Source organism: Pantoea sp. X-Soil-TKNS-1211 (assembly GCF_059730495.1).
On record NZ_AP035953.1, the window covers coordinates 3,829,895 to 3,847,809 of the forward strand.

Sequence of the window (17,915 nt, forward strand, 5' to 3'; positions counted from 1 at the left end):
GAATCAGTGGATCAACGCGTTAAGGATCAACACGCCAGCCAGACCCAGGATCGAAATCAGCGTCTCCATCACCGTCCAGGTTTTCAGGGTCTCAACCACGCTGAGATTGAAATACCCTTTGAACAACCAGAAGCCGGGATCGTTAACGTGCGAGGCGATCACACTACCGGATCCGACAGCCAGCACCATCAACGCGGGATCGGCATGGGTCGCCGCAATGATCGGCGTCACGATACCCGCCGTAGTGATCGCCGCCACCGTGGCGGAACCGAGTGCCACACGTAGCATCGCGGCGACCGTCCAGCACATCAACAGCGGAGACAGCGAGGAGCCTTTCATCATATCGGCGATATAGTTACCCACGCCGCTATCGACCAGCACCTGTTTGAAGGCACCGCCACCGGCAATGATAAAGATGATCATGGCAATGGCGGCAATCGACTCACCACACATATCCATCACCTGCTCCATCTTGCGCCCATTGCGCAGGCCAAGGGTGAAGACCGCAATCACCACGGCGATAAACAGTGCCACCGCCGGGTTGCCGATAAATTCAAAGAATTGACGCAGCGGATTCTCTTTCGGTGTGGTTAATTCAAACACCGCGGCGATCGCCATCAACACCACCGGGATCACAGCGGCGAAGATACTGATCCCGAAACCCGGCATCTCCTCCTCCGTAAAGATTTTCGGGTTATACAGTCCTTCCGGCGGCGACTTTTCAAAGCTCTTGAGGAACTTCGAGAAGATGGGGCCGGCGACGATCACCGTCGGGATGGTGATGATCATGCCATACAGCAGCGTGGTGCCGAGGTTAGCGCCGAAAATGGTCGCGATGGCGGTCGGACCGGGATGCGGCGGCAGGAAGCAGTGCGTGACCGACAACGCAGCGACCATCGGCACACCGACATACAACAACGGCAAACCGGCAGCAGCGACGATGGTGAACACCAGTGGCAGCAGCAGTACAAAGCCCACTTCATAGAACATCGCCAGGCCAACAATCAGCCCGGTGACCACCAGCGCCCATTGCAGCCGCTCCTTACCGAAGGCGGCAATCAACGTGGTCGCGACCCGTTGCGCGGCCCCGGTGTCCGACACCAGCCGCCCAAGCATGGCACCGAAGCCGAGGATCATCGCCAGTCCGCCCAGCGTGGAGCCGATACCTTTCTGGATCGACGCCATCACATTCAGCGGCGTCATCCCTTCAGCTATCCCCACCACGGCGGAGACAAATACCAACGCGATAAAGCCGTTGACCTTGAAAACAATCATTAAAACCAGCAGGAGAACCACGCCCAGAACGATTATGGTTATTGGCATTTTTTATTATCCATAGAGAAACAAGAGGTGATTAAGGTTTAGGCGCACCCGCAGGAATGCGCCAATATCCTTACACCGCCACGCGCATGCCGCCATCGACGAACAGCAAGTGACCATTGACGAAATCGGACGCTTTAGATGAGAGGAACACCGCTGCACCAATCAGTTCTTCAGGCTTGCCCCAGCGCGCCGCCGGGGTGCGTTTGGTGAGCCAGCCGGTGAAAGCCGGATCGTCTGCCAGCGCCTGGGTCATCTCGGTGACGAAGTAACCCGGTGCGATGGCGTTGACCTGAATATTGTGACGCGCCAGCTCCACGCACATGCCGCGCGTCAGCATGGTGACGGCCCCTTTGGAAGCGGCATACGGGGTGATGGTGTCGCGGCCCAATTCGCTCTGCATCGAACCGATATTGATGATTTTGCCCTGCTGACGTTCCACCATCTTCTTCGCCACGGTTTGCGACACGAGGAATACCGCCGTCTGGTTGACGGCAATCACGTCATTCCAGTCCTGCTCCGGGAATTCGAGGAATGGACGGCGACGCTGAATACCCGCGTTATTGACCAGCACATCGATGGCGCCCCACTCGGCTTCGATTTCGTCCACCGCCTGCTGCACCTGTGCCGATTGCGTGACATCAAAAGCTTTCGACTGCGCGCGCAGACCGAGGTCGCGCAATTGCGCTGCCGCCTGCTCGGCCCCTGCCGGAGTGGTGGCATTGACAATCACTTCAGCACCCGCTTCCGCCAGGCCGCGTGCCAGCAGGAAACCGATACCGCGCGCCGAACCGGTGATCAGCACGCGTTTACCTTCGAGGGAAAATAGCTGACTCATAGCATCTCCTTAAAATGTTAACTGGACTTTTGCCGCACGGGTTTTGTCGCCGGCAAACTGCAACGCCGCATCAATGTCCTGCCAGCCATATGCACAGCTGAACAGCGGCAGTGGGTTGACCACGCCCTGAGCCAGCCACTCAACGGCGGTATTGAATTCGTGGGTAAAGCGGAAGGAACCCACCAGGTTAATCTCTTTAGCGATCAGTTGCATAATCGGGAACGAGGGGATTGCGCCGCCCATACCCACCTGCACCAGGGTGCCTTTGGCGCAGGTTACATCGAGGCAGCGTTGCAGCGAAGAAGGATGACCAGAGGCTTCGAATGACACGTCAAAGTAACCTTTGTCAGCCAGGTACGGGGCGAAGTCACCGTTGGCAGCATGGATCACCTCTGTTGCTCCCATCTGCTGTGCCATTGCCAGCGAACGTTCGCTGATGTCGCTGCACACAATCGAGGCCGCGCCACGCGCTTTGGCCGCTGCGGCAATCAGGCAGCCAATCGGGCCTACGCCGGAGATAAACACATGCTTACCGGTGAGCTCGCCCGCCTGGTGGGTGGCGTGAATGCACACCGCCAGCGGCTCGGCAAACACCATCACGCTGTCATCCGCGTCCTGCGGGAAGGGCACGCACTGCGCGCTGTCCACCACTTTGTACTGGGTAAACCCGCCATCGACATGCGGCACATACATGGCGCTACCGAAGAAACGCATCGAGACGCACTGGTTCTCCTGCTCGCGACGGCAATATTTGCATTCACCGCAGGGTTTGGACGGGTTAACCGCCACTTTCTGCTCCGGCTTCAGGTGCGGATCATCACTCTCCACCACCAAACCAATCACTTCATGGCCAAGGATCATCGGCATTTTGACTTCATAGCTGCCGACTTTCCCTTCCTGGTAGTAGTGCAGGTCGGAGCCGCAAATACCGCCGCGCGTAATGCGCACCAGCGTACCTTTGCCGTTCCAATCCACCTGCTGCTGCGCCACGCTGACTTGTTGTTTTCCGGTGATCACGCAGGATTGCGTCTCGATTTTCATAACTTCCCCATTAGTGGTGTTGCAATGGGGGTCATAAAACCGGGTTACGAGGGCTAAAACTGTGATGAAGATCACTCAAAACCATGTTACGGAAAAGCTGTTACGCATAACGTGATACGGGCAAGCTCCTCCGGCGTCGGAGGCGAGATCGCGCAATATATTGCGCCGCTACCAAGCGTAGCACCTTGCCGTAGCGGCGCGATTTATCGCGCTTTTTTGACGTTTCTCACAGGATGAATACATCCCTCTTCCTTCGCGCTAAATACCCGCTACAGTCAACTCATCCGACCACTTAATTAGTGAGTGATTATGACTCAGCATCCTGCGCTGTTCGCCCCGCTGGATTTAGGCTTTACCCAACTTAAAAACCGCTTTCTGATGGGTTCGATGCACACTGGTCTGGAAGAACACGCTGATGGCGCACCCCGGCTCGCCGCCTTCTATGCAGAACGCGCACGTGAAGGAGTGGCGCTGATTGTCACCGGCGGCATTGCGCCCAATCCACAAGGGGTAGTGGCCCAGGGCGGGGCGATTCTTAACCGGGAAAGCCAGTGCGGCTGGCATCGCACCATCACCGATGCGGTGCATGCCGCTGGCGGTAAAATCGCCCTGCAAATCCTGCATGCCGGACGCTACAGCTATCAGCGCAATCTGGTCGCGCCCTCACCGTTGCAGGCACCGATCAATCCGTTTATGCCTCAGGCCCTGAGCGATGCCGATATTCGGCAAACCATCGCCGACTTCGCCCAATGTGCGCGACTGGCCCAGCAGGCCGGTTACGATGGCGTCGAAATCATGGGTTCCGAAGGCTACCTGATAAATCAGTTTCTGGTGGCGCACACTAACCAGCGGGATGATGACTGGGGTGGTGATGTGGCGCGCCGTCAACGTTTCGCGTTGGCAGTGACGCATGCCGTACGTGAAGCAGTCGGTAACGATTTCATTATTATCTTCCGCATCTCGATGCTCGATCTGGTGTATAACGGCAGCACGCTGCATGAGACGCTGGATCTGGCGGAGAAGCTGGAGCAGTGTGGCGTTACGCTGTTTAACAGTGGCATTGGCTGGCACGAGGCGCGTATTCCGACCATCGCCACCTGCGTGCCACGTGCCGGATTTGCCTGGGTGACCAAACACCTGCGCGAGCGAGTCTCCGTCCCGGTAATCGCCACCAACCGCATCAACCATCCGGCGGTGGCGGCCGAGCTGTTACGTGACGGCATTGCGGATATGGTGTCAATGGCGCGCCCGTTTCTCGCCGATGCCGCCTTTGTCAGCAAAGCCCTGGCGGGAGATGACGCGGCGATTAATACCTGCATCGCCTGCAATCAGGCCTGCCTCGACCAAATTTTTGTCGGCAAAGTCACCTCCTGCCTGGTCAACCCCCGTGCCTGCCATGAAACGCTGATGCCAGTGACCGCCGCCATCCACCCCAAACGGCTGGCGGTGGTAGGCGCAGGACCGGCGGGGATGGCGTTTGCTTTGCAGGCGGCACAGCGCGGTCATCAGGTGACGCTGTACGAAGCCGAGGCGCAGATTGGTGGGCAGTTCAATATTGCCCGTCAGATTCCCGGCAAAGAGGAATTCAGTGAAACGCTGCGTTATTTCCGCCACCAGCTCCAGGCCGCAGGCGTGGCGATACATACCCAGTGCCGCGTCAGCGCCGACCAACTGGAGGACGCCGATGAAGTGATCGTCGCCACCGGCATCGCGCCGCGTCTGCTGACGTTACCCGGCATCGACCATCCTTGCGTGCTGAGTTATCTCGACGTGTTGCGCGATAAAAAACCGGTCGGCAAACGGGTGGCGATTATTGGCGCGGGGGGCATCGGTTTTGATACCGCAGAATATCTGCTGCATCAGACGGGCCACCACGAAGACTTCTATCAAAGTTGGGGCGTTGACCGCGCGCTGGAGGCGCGGGGAGGATTGATCGCCCCCCAGCCGCTGCCCGCCGATCGGCAGATCTGGTTGCTGCAACGTAAATCGGGTAAACCGGGTGCCGGTCTGGCGCGCACCACCGGCTGGATTCACCGCGCCAGTTTGCAGGCCCACGGCGTAACTATGTGGGGTGATGTCGAGTATCTGAAGATTGACGACCAGGGTCTGCACCTGCGTCATCAGGACGAAACTCTGGTTCTGGCGGTGGATAACGTGGTGATTTGCGCCGGTCAGGAACCGCTGCGCGAACTGGCGGATCAACTCAACGCACGCGGCAAAAAGGTCAGGCTGATCGGCGGAGCCGATGTGGCGCAGGAGCTGGATGCCCGCCGCGCCATCGCACAAGCTACCGAGCTGGCGCTGAGTCTCTGATTAACGCAGTTTGACCGAGCGTAGCACCACAAACTTGGCATTCGACGCTACCAGCGTGCAGTTGCCGAACAGCTTCTTCATTTTGTGGTGATAATCGAGGTGGCGGTTGCCAACGATACGCAACTCGCCGCCATATTGCAGACAACGTTTGGCATCACGCAGCATCTGCCACGCCAGGTGGTCGGTCACCGCATGCTGCTGATGGAACGGCGGGTTACAAAGCACCGCGTGCAGGCGATCAGACGGGAAACCGCTCAGCGCGTTATTGACGCGGAACTGGCTACGCGCCAGATCCTGCGGTCGGTTAACTTCAACGTTCAGACGGCTTGATGCCACCGCCATATAGGATTCATCAAAGAACAACACCTCGGCCTGCGGGTTCTGTTCCAGCGCCATCAGGCCAATCACCCCGTTACCACAGCCGAGGTCGAGGATCTCCCCTTCCACATCATGTGGCAGATGCTGCATAAAAAAGCGCGCGCCAATATCCAGCGAGCTGCGGGAAAATACGTTGGCGTGGTTGTGGATTTGGTAATCGGTGTCGTCGAGCGGCCAGACGGTGGTTGGTGCCTGTACAGGCAGCTTCGGCGCGGTGTAACGGCTGTAAATCAGACGCGCTTTTTTCCATGCCAGCGAGGTTTTGCTTTCGCCGAGGATGCGTTCAAACAGCTGCAACGTGGAGCTATGAATGTCTTTCGCTTTTGCCGCCGCCAGAATCAGTGTGTCTGGGGTGACGACGTCGCGCAGCGCACGCAGCTGATGCTCCAGCAGCGCCAGCGCTTTGGGGATCTTAATCATCACCACCGCTGGGGCCGATGGTAGATCCGCCAGGCTATCAAGAAACGTCACCTGATCTTCATCCTGCTGATTAAGATGCAGATTCTGGCGTGCCGCCTGCTGGCTCAGCCAGGAATCGCTGACGTGCCACACCTGACGCGGATTTAATCCACAGGTCAGCGCGCCGAAGCTGTCGTTAAACACCAGCACCGGACCGTCCGGCAGCGCCTGCTGCAACAGATATTCATCTGCCGCATCCCACGCCTGCAACGGGCTTTCTTCACGCATCGGTGGAAAGCGGTGCAGTGTCAGGGTGCGTTCGGTCAGTTCAAGTTGGCTCATGGAATCTCCGGCGTGGTACACTTTGCGCGATTTTCGCCCTAAAAAGGGGGCGCAGTATACTGTCTTTCGTCAGGAATCCCAATGTCATTAATCTACCTACAGGGCTACCCTGAACATATCCTCACCCAGGTCCAGACGCTGATTGACCACCAACGCCTGGGGGCTTTTCTCCAGCAGCGCTACCCGGATACCCACGATGTGGTGAGTGACAAGGCGCTGTACGACTACACCCAAAGCCTGAAAAACCGCTATATGCGCAGCGCACCGCCGGTGAGCAAAGTCATCTGGGATAATAAAATCAAGGTGATGAAGCATGCCCTTGGCCTGCATACCGCTATTTCGCGCGTGCAGGGCGGCAATCTGAAAGCCAAAGCGGAAATCCGCATCTCCACCTTTTTCCGTCTTGCGCCAGAGCCTTTTCTGCGCATGATCGTGGTACACGAACTGGCGCACCTGAAAGAGAAAGATCACAACAAAGCCTTCTATCAGCTCTGCTGCCATATGGAACCGGATTACCATCAGCTGGAGTTCGATACGCGGCTGTGGATGACCGATCAGGCACTGCGAGGCAACGCCGCCTGACCGGTTTGCTTTTCCTGTGGTAGCGCATATGCTCAGAGGCGTCTGATTTCCCTCACTTAATGAGTTGGCGCTATGACACTCCAGCAGCTGAACTATTTTCTTGCCGCTATCGATTTTGGCACCATCTCGAAAGCGGCTGAGGCGTTACATATCTCGCAGCCGTCGCTGTCCGACCAGATTCTGCGGCTGGAAAGCGAGATGGGCACCCATCTGTTTATTCGCACCAACCGTCGTCTGATCCTCACTGAAGCCGGGCTACGTCTCGAACCCCATGCTCGCGCCACCACCCAGGCGGCACAACGCGGCTATGAAGCGGTGCAATCGGTGCGCCAACTCAAGGATGGTCTCGCCTCGTTCGGCACCTTCAGCTCCGCCTACCAATATTTTCTCGCCGATTTGATTTGTGAGTTCCGCGCGCGTTATCCAGGGGTACGGATGAGGCTGGTCGGCACCAACTCCTCAGAGGTCGCGCGATCGGTGATTGATGGCGAAATCGAAGCGGGCCTGGTGATGCTGCCAGTGAACAACAAAAACCTGGTGATCAGTGAACCAGTGTGGTCCACGCAAATTGGCTATATCTCGGCCAGCGACGCACGGCTGGAAGGCAGTAAAGACATGCAGGCGCTGCTCAATGCCCCGTTGATCCTCAGCGAGGCCACCTGGCATAACAGCGATCCGATTCGCCGCCTGCTCAACCAACGGGCGCAGGAGATTGGCGCGCGGCTGGAGCCGATCATTGAAGTGGAGCACCAGGCCACGGCGCTGGAACTGGCGGCGCGGGGATTGGGAGATCTTATCGCTACGCGTCCGATCCTCCATCATCTTGGCTACAGTGACAAACTGAAGTGGGTGCCGATCGAACCTCCGGCTTTTGAGGTGTTCGCCTTTATCCACCGCGCCGATACCGCGATCTCGTCCGCCACCCGCGAAATGATGCAGCTGATGCGACGTTATTTACATGAGGTGCAGATGGCGTACAGCCATATCGAATGCTGATGGAAAACGGTGGGTATAGGGCAAACCTATATGAACCAAAATCATAACCCTATTCATCCCGCGCAAATAGCCGCTTAAAACTATGTCAATCACGTTACCCCAATGTTGCAATAACTTTGCAGGAGAGACGTATGACATCACAGGCGCGCTATTGTGTGATTGGTGCTGGAGCTGCTGGTCTGGCGGCGTTACGCACCTTACAAGAGCTGGGTATCCATGCTGATTGCTTTGAGAAAAGCAGCCAGCTCGGCGGTCACTGGCATCATGACTACGATGCTCTGCATCTGATTACCCCGAAAAAAAGCTCCGGTTTTGATGGCTTCCCGATGCCCGAGTCGTGGCCGGTCTATCCCAGCCGCGATCAGGTACGGCACTACATTGACAGCTACGCCGACCACTTCGGACTCAGAGCGCAGATCCATTTCAACAGCACGGTAGAACGCCTTGTGCCGCTGAGTAAGGCGGGCAGTGAGGGCTGGCAGGTGACGGTAAATGGACAGACACGTCACTACCAGGGCGTGCTGGTCGCCAATGGGCATCTGTGGGATTGCGCGTTTCCAGCAGAAGCGAGCCACTTCAGTGGCATTTCGCTGCATTCCGGCCAGTATCGCAACACCGACCAGTTACAGGGCAAGGTGCTGGTGGTCGGCTGCGGTAACTCCGGCTGCGATCTGGCGGTAGACGCTGCCCAGCATCGCTTGCCCACCGATATCGTGATTCGCCGGGGTCAGGTGTTCCAGCCAAAAGCACTGCTCGGCGTGCCGCGCGCCGAAATTCCTTTCCTGAATCAACTCCCGCCAGAAATGCAGAACGCGGTCACCCAGGTGCTGACCATGATCTCAGTGGGCCGCTGGGAAAACTATCCCGGCATGCCGGAACCAGAAAGCTGGGATCTGGAACAACAGCCACCGGTGGTCAACACCCTGCTGATGTACTGGATCCAGCATGGCCGTATTGGCGTGCGCCCGGCAATCGATCATATCGACGGCAAAACGGTGCATTTCAGCGATGGCAGCGCCACAGAATACGACAGCATTCTTTGGGCCACCGGTTTTCACACCCGTTTACCGTTCCTCGATGCGTCCCTGCTCGACTGGCGGGATGGCGTACCGTTACGCACCGCCGCCATGACCCTGCCGACCACGCTGGAGAACCTGTATTTTGTCGGGCTTTCTGCCCCACGCGGCCCACAATGGCCGACCTACTGCCAGCAAACGCGGCTTATCGCGCGCATGATTCAACTGCGTGAACAGGGCATCCCCAACATCGCCAGCCTGCTGGCTGCCCAGCAGCCGCATGAGGCGCGTATCGATATCGTGCGCCGTTTGTGGCAAGCCAATCTCGACGAAACCTGGCGCACGCTGGACCTGCTGGAAACCATGCATAGCAGCCTGTTGCACAACGCTTCCTTAACCGCCTGACGGGAGAAAAACCATGAACACACAACCTGTTGCCCTGGTCACCGGTGCCGCCTCCGGGATGGGCAAAGCCGTGATGGAGAAGTTTCAGCGCGAAGGCTGGACGGTGATCGCCATCGATCGCAGCGAAATGCCGCCACAACCCGGCATCACACCGGTGGTGGCCGATATCACCAGCTACAGCGCGTTACGCGACGCGGTAGCCGGGGCGCTCCAGGGCCGTCGCGTTAGCGCGCTGATCAACGCTGCGGGGATTTTTCCGGTTTCCACGCTGGAGAGCAGCAACGATGCGCTCTATCGCCAGATCTTCGACGTCAACGTGCTGGGGAGCGTTAACACCGCCAAAGTCGCCAGTGAATTTATCAGCGAACAGGGTGGCGCGTTGTTGATGTTTGCCTCGGTCGATGCCTTTGCCGTCTCGCCGGGTCAGCTGTTGTACAGCGCCTCGAAAGCCGCAGTGGTATCGCTGGTGAAATCGCTGGCGATTGAACTGGTTGGCAAAAAAATTGTGGTAAACGCCATCGCCCCCGGCTGGGTCGAGACCGAAGGCACGCTGAAAAGCGGACGAATTCATGAAGGTGTTAAAGCCGTGCCGATGCAGCGCGCGGCCAGTGTCGGAGAGATCGCCGACTGGGTGTGGGCCTTCAGTTCACAACCGGGCTATATCACTGGCGAAACCCTGGTCATCTCCGGGGGCAGTTATATGCGTTAAGCATTTTTTCACAGGCGTCGTACTCCACTTCAAACAGACAGGGTAAGACAATGAAACAACAAACAATAAATCCAGCACTTCAGGGAGCAGTTCGCTATGTAAAGGAGCGACCAACATCGCGTCACATGGCGCGCGACGGTAATTTAACCCGCGCAGTCACCGGCGTCACACTGGGGAATATGGTGGAGTGGTTCGATTTCGCCATCTATTCCTCGATGGCGATGACGATGGCAAAAGTTTTCTTCCCCACCAGCAACAGCTACAACGAGTTGATCGCCATTTATGCGGCGTTTGCCGCCGGATTTGTCATCCGGCCGTTAGGGGGCTTTCTGTTTGGCCCGATTGGCGATAAATATGGCCGCCGTACCGCGCTGGTGGCCAGCATCAGCCTGATGTCGATTGCCACCCTTTGCATCGCGCTAATCCCCGGTTATCACAGCATTGGCATCGCCGCCCCGATTTTACTGGTGCTGATGCGCATGTTGCAGGGGCTTTCCACCGGCGGTGAATATGGTGGTTCCTGCATTTTTATCGCCGAACATAGCCCGGATAAACGCCGTACTTTTTTCACCAGTTGGCTGGAGTTCGGCAACATTTCCGGCTTTCTGGTGGGCGGGATTATCGTCAATGTGATCAGCAATGCATTAGGCAATGACACCATGGTCGCCTGGGGTTGGCGGGTGCCGTTCGTGATTGCCGGGTTGCTGGGCATTGTGGCGCTGTTTATCCGCTTGCGCGTCGAGGAAACCCCGGTATTTCGAGAAATGCAGGCCGGTAAAGCCCGGTCCGCAACACAAGCACCGGCGCGCTGGACGTTATTCCTCAAAGAGTGGCCGCAACTGCTGCGCTGCGCCGGCCTGGTCGCTACCTTCAATATCAACTACTACATCGTGCTGGGTTATCTCCCAAGCTACCTGGTGAGCTTTATGGGGAAATCCGCGGAGTTCAGTGCCCGGCTGTCGCTGATTGCTACCCTGGCGTTGCTGCTGTTTATCCCGTTGTTCGGCATGCTGGGTGACCGGGTTGGCAGAAAGCGCATGCTCATCACTGGCTGTGTGCTGATCATCCTTTCTGCGATCCCCGTTTTCTGGGCCATTCAAAGTCACGGCCTGGCCGCCATAGTTATCGGTATGGCGGTGTTGATTCTCGGCATGTTGTTCTTCGAGGGTACTATCCCCGCCACCCTGACCTCGCTGTTCGGCACCACCGTCCGCTACAGCTGCTTCGCCATTAGCTACAACTTGTCGGTTTCACTGCTCGGTGGCACTGCGCCGCTGGTGAATACCTGGCTGATCGAAAAAACCGGTATCACGCTAATCCCGGCGTTTTACCTGATGGGCGGTGCAGTGCTGGGTTTGCTGGCGCTGTGGAAAATGCAGGACCTTACCGGCAAAGCGTTGCCGTCCTGATCCCTCTTTATCACCTGTGTATCTATGGAGCATAAAATGAGCCTGACCACCAAAGTAAAAATCTCTTCCGGCGGTGCCTATGAGTCTGTTTTTGGTTACTCACGGGCGGTCAAAGCCGACAACCAGCTGCATATTTCGGGTACCTGCGCCACACCCGACTTTGAAAAAGCCGACGCTTACGAGCAAACAAAATCGATCCTGAACACTATCGCCAGCGTGATTCAACAGGCGGATATGGAAATGGAGGATGTGGTACGTACCGTGGTGTATGTGCGTGACATCAACGATGCAGAAAAGGTGGCTAAGGCGCATCTTGAAACCTTTGGCACCATCCGTCCGGCCAGCACCATCGTACAGGTGGATTCGATGCTGCGAACCTGGCAACGGGTAGAGATCGAAACTTACGCCATTCGTTAAACCACCAGCAGCGCCCCGTGGTGGGCGCTGCTCCTGACGGGATTACAAAAACTCCTGCGCCTTCTGAATCAAACTGGTTTTAGTCAGTGCGCCAAGGAAGCGACGCTCCTGCGGGTTATTCAACACCGGCAAACGCTCCAGCGTCACACGGGCAAACGCCTCCCAGCCTTCACGCATGCTTTGGTTCTGATAAATACACGGAAAATTGCTGTCCATCACCGTACTGACGGGGGAATGCAGGGTTATCTCTTCCGCCAGTACTTTGCGCGCAATATCGTGAATCGACACTACCCCAAGAAACTGGCCGCTGGCGTTGATGACATAAACATAACGCTCACGCTTCAACGAGCTGACCGCCAACGCCTGCCCCACTGATTCCTCCGGCTGCAAAGCGGCACCGGGGATGATCAGTTGATCGACACGCATATTGTCGAAATCATATTTGGCTTCGGAGCGGCTCAGATGCCCGCTGACCACCGGATAGGTGCTGGCGGATTGCAGACGGTACACCAGCATAGAGGCCAGCACCGAAGCAATCATTAGCGGGAACAACAGGCTGCTGTTAAGCGTCATCTCCAGCACCATCAACATCGCCATCAACGGTGCCTGGCTGACGGCCGCCAGCACCGCCGCCATACCGACCGCCGCGTATAACAGCGTATCACCCACCGGCAGATGCAGTAGCGCCCCGAGGCTTGCCAGCAGCGCCCCCAGCAGCGCGCCAATCAATAATGAAGGGGTGAACAACCCGCCTACCGCATTGGAACCGACCGAAAGCGTGGTCGCCAGGGTTTTTAACACCAACAGCACCAGTAGGCCGCCCAGCAGATAATGACCGTCGATGATTTTGACAATCACTTCATAGCCGTTACCCAGAATATCGGTGGAGATCAACGCCAGAAAGCCCACCGCTAACCCTCCAGCCCCCAGACGTAGCGGTAGCGAACGCACCCGTCCGAACAGCGCTTTACTGCGTGCTATCAGTTTGATCAGCAGCCAACCGGCCAGCCCGGATGCCAGCCCAATCACCACCGTCAGCAGCAGACTGGTGATATCCATCTGGAAAGTGACGTCGGCGAGTGGATAGAGCGCGCTGCGGAACCCCAGCGACCACATGGTCATCACCGCCACCGCCGACGCGATCACCAGCGGGATCAGACGCTGCAACGCCGAAATACCAAAGGCAATCTCCGCGACAAAAATGGCTGAGGCGAGCGGCGCATGATACACCGATGAGAGTCCGGCAGCAGCGGCCATCGCCACAATATCGCTGTTACGCAGGCCGAGCGATTTTGGCAACCAGCGCCCAATCAGGCTGCCGCACAAGGCCGAGAGCTGCACCATCGGCCCTTCTTTACCGATTGAGGCACCACTGCCGATACTGGCAATCGATGACAGGGCGCGAAACAGCGACGTTTTGGTCGGCACCGCATCCAGCCGGGCGTTGATCACCTCCAGATAATCGGTTTTTACCGTTTCCTGCTGCTCAATGGTCACGGCATAACGTAAAAACCACCCGGCCAGCAAACCACCCGCACCAACCAGCAGCGGCCAGAAGATCCACGGCCAGACATGCATCGCGACGGTGATTTCGCTATCACTGTTGAATAGCAGACGGTTAATCAGGTCGATCACACCGCGAAAAGCCAGCGTGACCAGCGAGGCCGCACATCCTACGGGGATAGCAATCAGCAATGTGGTCCAGTTCAGGGCATGTTTACTTCCGCTCACCCGCGCATCCTCTTCTTTCCGGGTTAAAAATCGTAGCTGCATCATCATATTGGAATGCGGATCTCAGGATCAAATTTCGCCTGCGTTTGCTAATTACGCCACCGGGTCCGCGTGTTACTCTGCCGTTTTACCCTTGCCGGAGAAACCGCACGTGATTCGCTTCGCTATTGTGGGAACCAACTGGATCACCCGCCAGTTTATCGACGCCGCGCATGAAAGCGGCAAAATGAAACTGAGCGCTATCTATTCGCGCAGCCAACAGCAGGCGGAGGCCTTCGCCGCTGATTATCCTTGTAAGCTGACATTCACCTCTCTGGAAGAGATGGCCGCCAGTGATGCCATTGAAGCCGTGTACCTTGCCAGCCCCAACGCGCTGCACTGCGAGCAGGCATTGCTGTTTATGGCACACGGCAAGCATGTAATCTGCGAAAAGCCGCTGTCCTCGAATCTGCGCGAAGCAGAAGCGATGATCGCCTGCGCACGTGACAACAACGTGGTGCTGTTTGAAGCCTTTAAGACCGCCAGCTTACCGACCTTTTTGCAGTTGCAAAAAGCGTTGCCGCAGGTGGGTAAATTGCGCAAAGCGCTACTTAATTATTGCCAGTATTCATCACGTTATCAGCGTTATCTCGATGGTGAAAACCCCAATACCTTTAATCCGCGTTGGTCGAATGGTTCGATCATGGATATTGGTTACTACTGCCTCGCCGCTGCGGTGACGCTATGGGGTGAACCGCAGCGGGTAACGGCGCAGGCCTCATTGCTGGAAAGCGGCGTGGATGCGCACGGCGTGGTGGTATTGGGCTATGGCGATTTTGATGTGACGATTTTGCACTCGAAGGTCAGCGACTCCCTGATTCCGAGCGAAATTCAGGGCGAAGCCGGATCGATAGTGATTGAGAAAATTTCCGAGTGCCAGCAACTACGCTTTACCCCGCGTGGCGGCGAGAGCCAGAACCTGACGCAGCCGCAGCACATCAACTCGATGTTGTACGAGGCCGAGACCTTTGCGCAGCTGGTCAGCCAGGGACAGGTAGAGCATCCGGGTTTGCAGGCGTCGCGCATCACCGCAGCGCTGCTGACGGAAATCCGCCGTCAGACCGGTGTGGTGTTCCCGGCGGATCATGCAGTGTCGCCTGCCAATTAAGTGCACGTATCCGTAGCGGCGCGATTTATCGCGCTGTATTTCAGGCAGTTAACGATTTAATAAAATCCGCGCGATAAATCCCGCCGCTGCGAAATGTCGCTTGTTGTGTAAATATGTCTAAATATTTCCGACATCTTATTGCTTATTCACTTTGCAGCACGTAATTTACGCAACAGCAAAGGGGAGTAACTTGTAAGCTGATTGATCGTCATTACGATGCGCTATTTGCCCATCCGGTCATCAGGCAACGCGGAATCTATTCTGAGTTGTAAGTGAGACCTTGCCGGAAGGCGAGGTTTGCTTATGCTTTAAAAAGCGGCTGACGTCTTCTGACTTCAGCCTTTTTTATTTTCAGGACAGGATACGCTTATGCAATCTGTAGGTACGCCACTACTCTGGGGCAGCTTTGCCGCCGTAGTGCTTATCATGCTGGCGATCGATCTCTTTCTTCAGGGACGACGCGGCGCACAAACGATGTCATTCAAACAAGCGGCTGCCTGGTCGCTGGTTTGGGTTTCCATCTCACTGCTGTTCAGCGCCGCCTTCTGGTGGTATCTCAATGGCACCGCCGGACGTGAAGTTGCCACCGCCCAAACCCTCGCCTTCCTCACCGGGTATATTCTGGAAAAAGCGCTGGCGGTGGATAACGTCTTCGTCTGGTTGATGCTGTTCAGCTACTTCGCTATTCCGGCCCAATTGCAACGTCGCGTGTTGATCTACGGCGTATTGGGCGCAATCGTGCTGCGTACCATCATGATCTTCGGCGGCAGCTGGCTGGTTACACAGTTCAGTTGGATTCTGTATATCTTCGGTGCCTTCCTGCTGTTCACCGGTCTGAAAATGGCGCTGGCAAAAGAAGAAGATGACAACGCGGTGGGTGACAAACCGCTGGTACGCTGGCTGCGCAAACACCTGCGCATGACCGATAGCCTGGAAGGTGAGAAATTCTTCACGCGTAAAAACGGCGTGTTGTTCGCCACTCCGCTGTTACTGGTGTTGATCATGGTGGAACTGAGCGACGTGATCTTCGCTGTCGACAGTATCCCGGCGATCTTTGCTGTCACCACCGACCCCTTTATTGTGCTGACCTCTAACCTGTTCGCCATCCTCGGTCTGCGTGCCATGTATTTCCTGCTGGCAAACGTGGCCGAGCGTTTCTCAATGCTCAAATATGGTCTGGCGATTGTGCTGGTGTTTATCGGTATCAAGATGCTGATCGTCGAGTTCTACCATATCCCGGTCGCGGTCTCGCTGACGGTGGTCGGGGTGATTTTGGGGGGAACACTGCTGATTAATGCCTGGGTAAACCGCAGAAACGACCAGAAGAAGATATCATCATAATCTGCTACAGGGGCGTTAATCGCCCCTGCTTTATTTTGCCACAACAAATAGTCACATTTTATACTGCTATCACAGTTATCAGCAGCAGCAGATCGAAAATCTAACCACCACCACAAAGACAGAATTTTCTCTTTCTTCAACGCATGTTTTCCTTATACTCCGCCCGTTAAACGAGGGCTGCGTGGTGGCTCCGCGCAGCAAACTTATTACCGCCATATAAAAAGATCGTGATATGCAAACAAACATCATTGGACGTCTGGGCGCGCTGTTTGCGGGCAGCCTGGTAAAACAAATTATGCTGGGTCTGATTGCCGGTGTGGCGTTGGCCTGGTTTTCGCGTGATGCCGCGCTGGCGGTCGGCCTGTTGGGTGAGCTGTTCGTTCGCGCACTGAAAGCCGTGGCACCACTATTGGTTTTGGTGCTGGTGATCTCCTCGATTGCTAACCATCAACAGGGGCAGAAAACCAAAATACGACCGATTATCATGCTGTATCTACTCAGTACCCTCTTTGCGGCGATGGTGGCAGTGGTTTTCAGCCATTTGTTCCCACAAATGTTGTCGCTGAATGTCGGTAAAACTGAAATCACCCCACCGTCCGGGATCGCTGAGGTTTTACATGGCCTGCTGATGAGCATGGTAGCAAACCCGATTGATGCTCTGATGAACGCCAACTACATCGGCATTCTGGTGTGGGCAGTCGGACTCGGGCTGGCGTTTCGTCATGCCAGTCCGAACAGCAAAGACTTTCTCAACGATGCTTCGCACGCTGCCACATGGGTGGTGCGTTGCGTGATCCGTTGTGCCCCCTTGGGAATTTTCGGCCTGGTCGCCTCGATTCTCGCCTCAACCGGATTTTCCGCATTGTGGGAGTATGCCAACTTACTAACGTTGCTTATCGGCTGTATGTTGGTGATGGCCTTAGTGGTGAATCCTCTGCTGGTCTTCAGCAAGATCCGCCGTAATCCCTATCCGTTAGTTTTCACCTGCCTGCGCGAGAGTGGCGTCACCGCCTTCTTTACCCGCAGTTCGGCGGCCAATATCCCGGTCAATATGGCGCTGGCTAAACGCCTCGGTTTGGAAGAAGACACCTACTCAGTCTCAATTCCGCTGGGTGCCACCATCAGCATGGCGGGTGCATCAATCACCATCACCGTGCTGACGCTGGCAGCAGTGCATACGCTGGGGATTTCTGTCGATGTGCCGACGGCGATTCTGCTTAGCCTGGTGGCCTCGCTGTGTGCCTGTGGCGCGTCCGGGGTGGCGGGTGGTTCACTGCTGCTGATCCCGGTCGCCTGTAATATGTTTGGCATTCCAAATGACCTGGCGATGCAGGTGGTTGCGGTGGGCTTTATTATTGGCGTGTTGCAGGATTCAGCCGAAACGGCGCTGAACTCGTCAACCGATATTCTGTTCACCGCGGCGGTATGTCAGGCCGAAGCAGAGCGTGAGACACGCACCGCAGCATAATCTTCCCGTAGCGGCGCGATTTATCGCGCGGGATTTAAAAGGCGCGCGATGAATCGCGCCGCT

15 protein-coding genes are annotated in these 17,915 nt (G+C 56.5%); 10 read left to right on the top strand and 5 right to left on the bottom strand.

Annotation, left to right across the window (positions count from 1 at the left end):
* Window positions 1–3 precede the first annotated feature (3 nt).
* The 3 genes from AC6I8W_RS17985 to idnD form a co-directional block, all read right to left on the bottom strand.
* Window positions 4–1,323, bottom strand: a complete 1,320-nt coding sequence (locus AC6I8W_RS17985; protein ID WP_497836111.1) for a gluconate:H+ symporter — start codon at window positions 1,321–1,323, stop codon at window positions 4–6.
* 70 nt (window positions 1,324–1,393) lie between these two features.
* Entirely contained in the window at window positions 1,394–2,158 is a 765-nt protein-coding gene (idnO, locus tag AC6I8W_RS17990) for a gluconate 5-dehydrogenase (protein WP_497836112.1), read from the bottom strand.
* A gap of 9 nt (window positions 2,159–2,167) precedes the next feature.
* On the bottom strand, window positions 2,168–3,199 hold the full coding sequence (gene idnD / locus AC6I8W_RS17995) for an L-idonate 5-dehydrogenase (protein ID WP_497836113.1): 1,032 nt from the start codon (window positions 3,197–3,199) through the stop codon (window positions 2,168–2,170).
* Between the two features lie 309 nt (window positions 3,200–3,508).
* Here idnD and AC6I8W_RS18000 point away from each other — a divergent pair, with 309 nt between their 5' ends.
* Entirely contained in the window at window positions 3,509–5,512 is a 2,004-nt protein-coding gene (locus AC6I8W_RS18000) for a 2,4-dienoyl-CoA reductase FMN-binding domain-containing protein (RefSeq protein WP_497836114.1), read from the top strand.
* Here the strand turns inward: AC6I8W_RS18000 and rlmG are convergent, their stop codons facing one another.
* Entirely contained in the window at window positions 5,513–6,631 is a 1,119-nt protein-coding gene (rlmG, locus tag AC6I8W_RS18005) for a 23S rRNA (guanine(1835)-N(2))-methyltransferase RlmG (protein ID WP_497836115.1), read from the bottom strand.
* An 81-nt stretch (window positions 6,632–6,712) separates the two neighbouring features.
* Here rlmG and AC6I8W_RS18010 point away from each other — a divergent pair, with 81 nt between their 5' ends.
* The 6 genes from AC6I8W_RS18010 (at window position 6,713) to AC6I8W_RS18035 (ending at window position 12,165) form a co-directional block, all read left to right on the top strand.
* Window positions 6,713–7,213, top strand: a complete 501-nt coding sequence (locus AC6I8W_RS18010; protein WP_480366056.1) for a M48 metallopeptidase family protein — start codon at window positions 6,713–6,715, stop codon at window positions 7,211–7,213.
* Window positions 7,214–7,285: 72 nt separating this feature from the next.
* Window positions 7,286–8,209 (top strand): LysR family transcriptional regulator, encoded by a 924-nt coding sequence (locus AC6I8W_RS18015; protein ID WP_497836116.1) that lies wholly within the window; start codon window positions 7,286–7,288, stop codon window positions 8,207–8,209.
* A gap of 131 nt (window positions 8,210–8,340) precedes the next feature.
* The gene (locus AC6I8W_RS18020) at window positions 8,341–9,630 is read left to right on the top strand and encodes a flavin-containing monooxygenase (RefSeq protein WP_497836117.1); all 1,290 of its coding nucleotides are present in this window, start codon (window positions 8,341–8,343) and stop codon (window positions 9,628–9,630) included.
* A gap of 13 nt (window positions 9,631–9,643) precedes the next feature.
* Window positions 9,644–10,339, top strand: coding sequence for an SDR family NAD(P)-dependent oxidoreductase (locus tag AC6I8W_RS18025; protein WP_497836118.1), 696 nt, complete (start codon window positions 9,644–9,646; stop codon window positions 10,337–10,339).
* Window positions 10,340–10,389: 50 nt separating this feature from the next.
* On the top strand, window positions 10,390–11,748 hold the full coding sequence (locus tag AC6I8W_RS18030; RefSeq protein WP_497836119.1) for an MFS transporter: 1,359 nt from the start codon (window positions 10,390–10,392) through the stop codon (window positions 11,746–11,748).
* A 36-nt stretch (window positions 11,749–11,784) separates the two neighbouring features.
* The gene (locus AC6I8W_RS18035) at window positions 11,785–12,165 is read left to right on the top strand and encodes a Rid family hydrolase (protein WP_497836120.1); all 381 of its coding nucleotides are present in this window, start codon (window positions 11,785–11,787) and stop codon (window positions 12,163–12,165) included.
* Window positions 12,166–12,207: 42 nt separating this feature from the next.
* Here AC6I8W_RS18035 and AC6I8W_RS18040 read toward each other — a convergent pair whose 3' ends face one another.
* Window positions 12,208–13,896 (bottom strand): chloride channel protein, encoded by a 1,689-nt coding sequence (locus tag AC6I8W_RS18040; RefSeq protein ID WP_497836121.1) that lies wholly within the window; start codon window positions 13,894–13,896, stop codon window positions 12,208–12,210.
* Window positions 13,897–14,047: 151 nt separating this feature from the next.
* Between AC6I8W_RS18040 and AC6I8W_RS18045 the strand changes: the two genes are divergently transcribed.
* From AC6I8W_RS18045 to sstT, 3 genes are all read left to right on the top strand, one after another.
* Window positions 14,048–15,043, top strand: coding sequence for a Gfo/Idh/MocA family protein (locus AC6I8W_RS18045; RefSeq protein WP_497836122.1), 996 nt, complete (start codon window positions 14,048–14,050; stop codon window positions 15,041–15,043).
* Between the two features lie 369 nt (window positions 15,044–15,412).
* Window positions 15,413–16,384 carry a TerC family protein gene (locus tag AC6I8W_RS18050; protein ID WP_480366062.1) on the top strand — a complete coding sequence of 324 codons (972 nt, stop codon included), beginning with the start codon at window positions 15,413–15,415 and terminating at the stop codon, window positions 16,382–16,384.
* Between the two features lie 232 nt (window positions 16,385–16,616).
* The gene (gene sstT, locus AC6I8W_RS18055) at window positions 16,617–17,852 is read left to right on the top strand and encodes a serine/threonine transporter SstT (RefSeq protein ID WP_497836123.1); all 1,236 of its coding nucleotides are present in this window, start codon (window positions 16,617–16,619) and stop codon (window positions 17,850–17,852) included.
* Window positions 17,853–17,915: the final 63 nt, after the last annotated feature.

Excerpts from the sequence above, each read along its gene's own strand:
- AC6I8W_RS17985 (WP_497836111.1), bottom strand. The coding sequence starts at position 1,323 with ATGCCAATAACCATAATCGTTCTGGGCGTGGTTCTCCTGCTGGTTTTA.
- idnO (WP_497836112.1), bottom strand. The coding sequence starts at position 2,158 with ATGAGTCAGCTATTTTCCCTCGAAGGTAAACGCGTGCTGATCACCGGT.
- idnD (WP_497836113.1), bottom strand. The coding sequence starts at position 3,199 with ATGAAAATCGAGACGCAATCCTGCGTGATCACCGGAAAACAACAAGTC.
- AC6I8W_RS18000 (WP_497836114.1), top strand. The coding sequence starts at position 3,509 with ATGACTCAGCATCCTGCGCTGTTCGCCCCGCTGGATTTAGGCTTTACC.
- rlmG (WP_497836115.1), bottom strand. The coding sequence starts at position 6,631 with ATGAGCCAACTTGAACTGACCGAACGCACCCTGACACTGCACCGCTTT.
- AC6I8W_RS18010 (WP_480366056.1), top strand. The coding sequence starts at position 6,713 with ATGTCATTAATCTACCTACAGGGCTACCCTGAACATATCCTCACCCAG.
- AC6I8W_RS18015 (WP_497836116.1), top strand. The coding sequence starts at position 7,286 with ATGACACTCCAGCAGCTGAACTATTTTCTTGCCGCTATCGATTTTGGC.
- AC6I8W_RS18020 (WP_497836117.1), top strand. The coding sequence starts at position 8,341 with ATGACATCACAGGCGCGCTATTGTGTGATTGGTGCTGGAGCTGCTGGT.
- AC6I8W_RS18025 (WP_497836118.1), top strand. The coding sequence starts at position 9,644 with ATGAACACACAACCTGTTGCCCTGGTCACCGGTGCCGCCTCCGGGATG.
- AC6I8W_RS18030 (WP_497836119.1), top strand. The coding sequence starts at position 10,390 with ATGAAACAACAAACAATAAATCCAGCACTTCAGGGAGCAGTTCGCTAT.
- AC6I8W_RS18035 (WP_497836120.1), top strand. The coding sequence starts at position 11,785 with ATGAGCCTGACCACCAAAGTAAAAATCTCTTCCGGCGGTGCCTATGAG.
- AC6I8W_RS18050 (WP_480366062.1), top strand. The coding sequence starts at position 15,413 with ATGCAATCTGTAGGTACGCCACTACTCTGGGGCAGCTTTGCCGCCGTA.
- sstT (WP_497836123.1), top strand. The coding sequence starts at position 16,617 with ATGCAAACAAACATCATTGGACGTCTGGGCGCGCTGTTTGCGGGCAGC.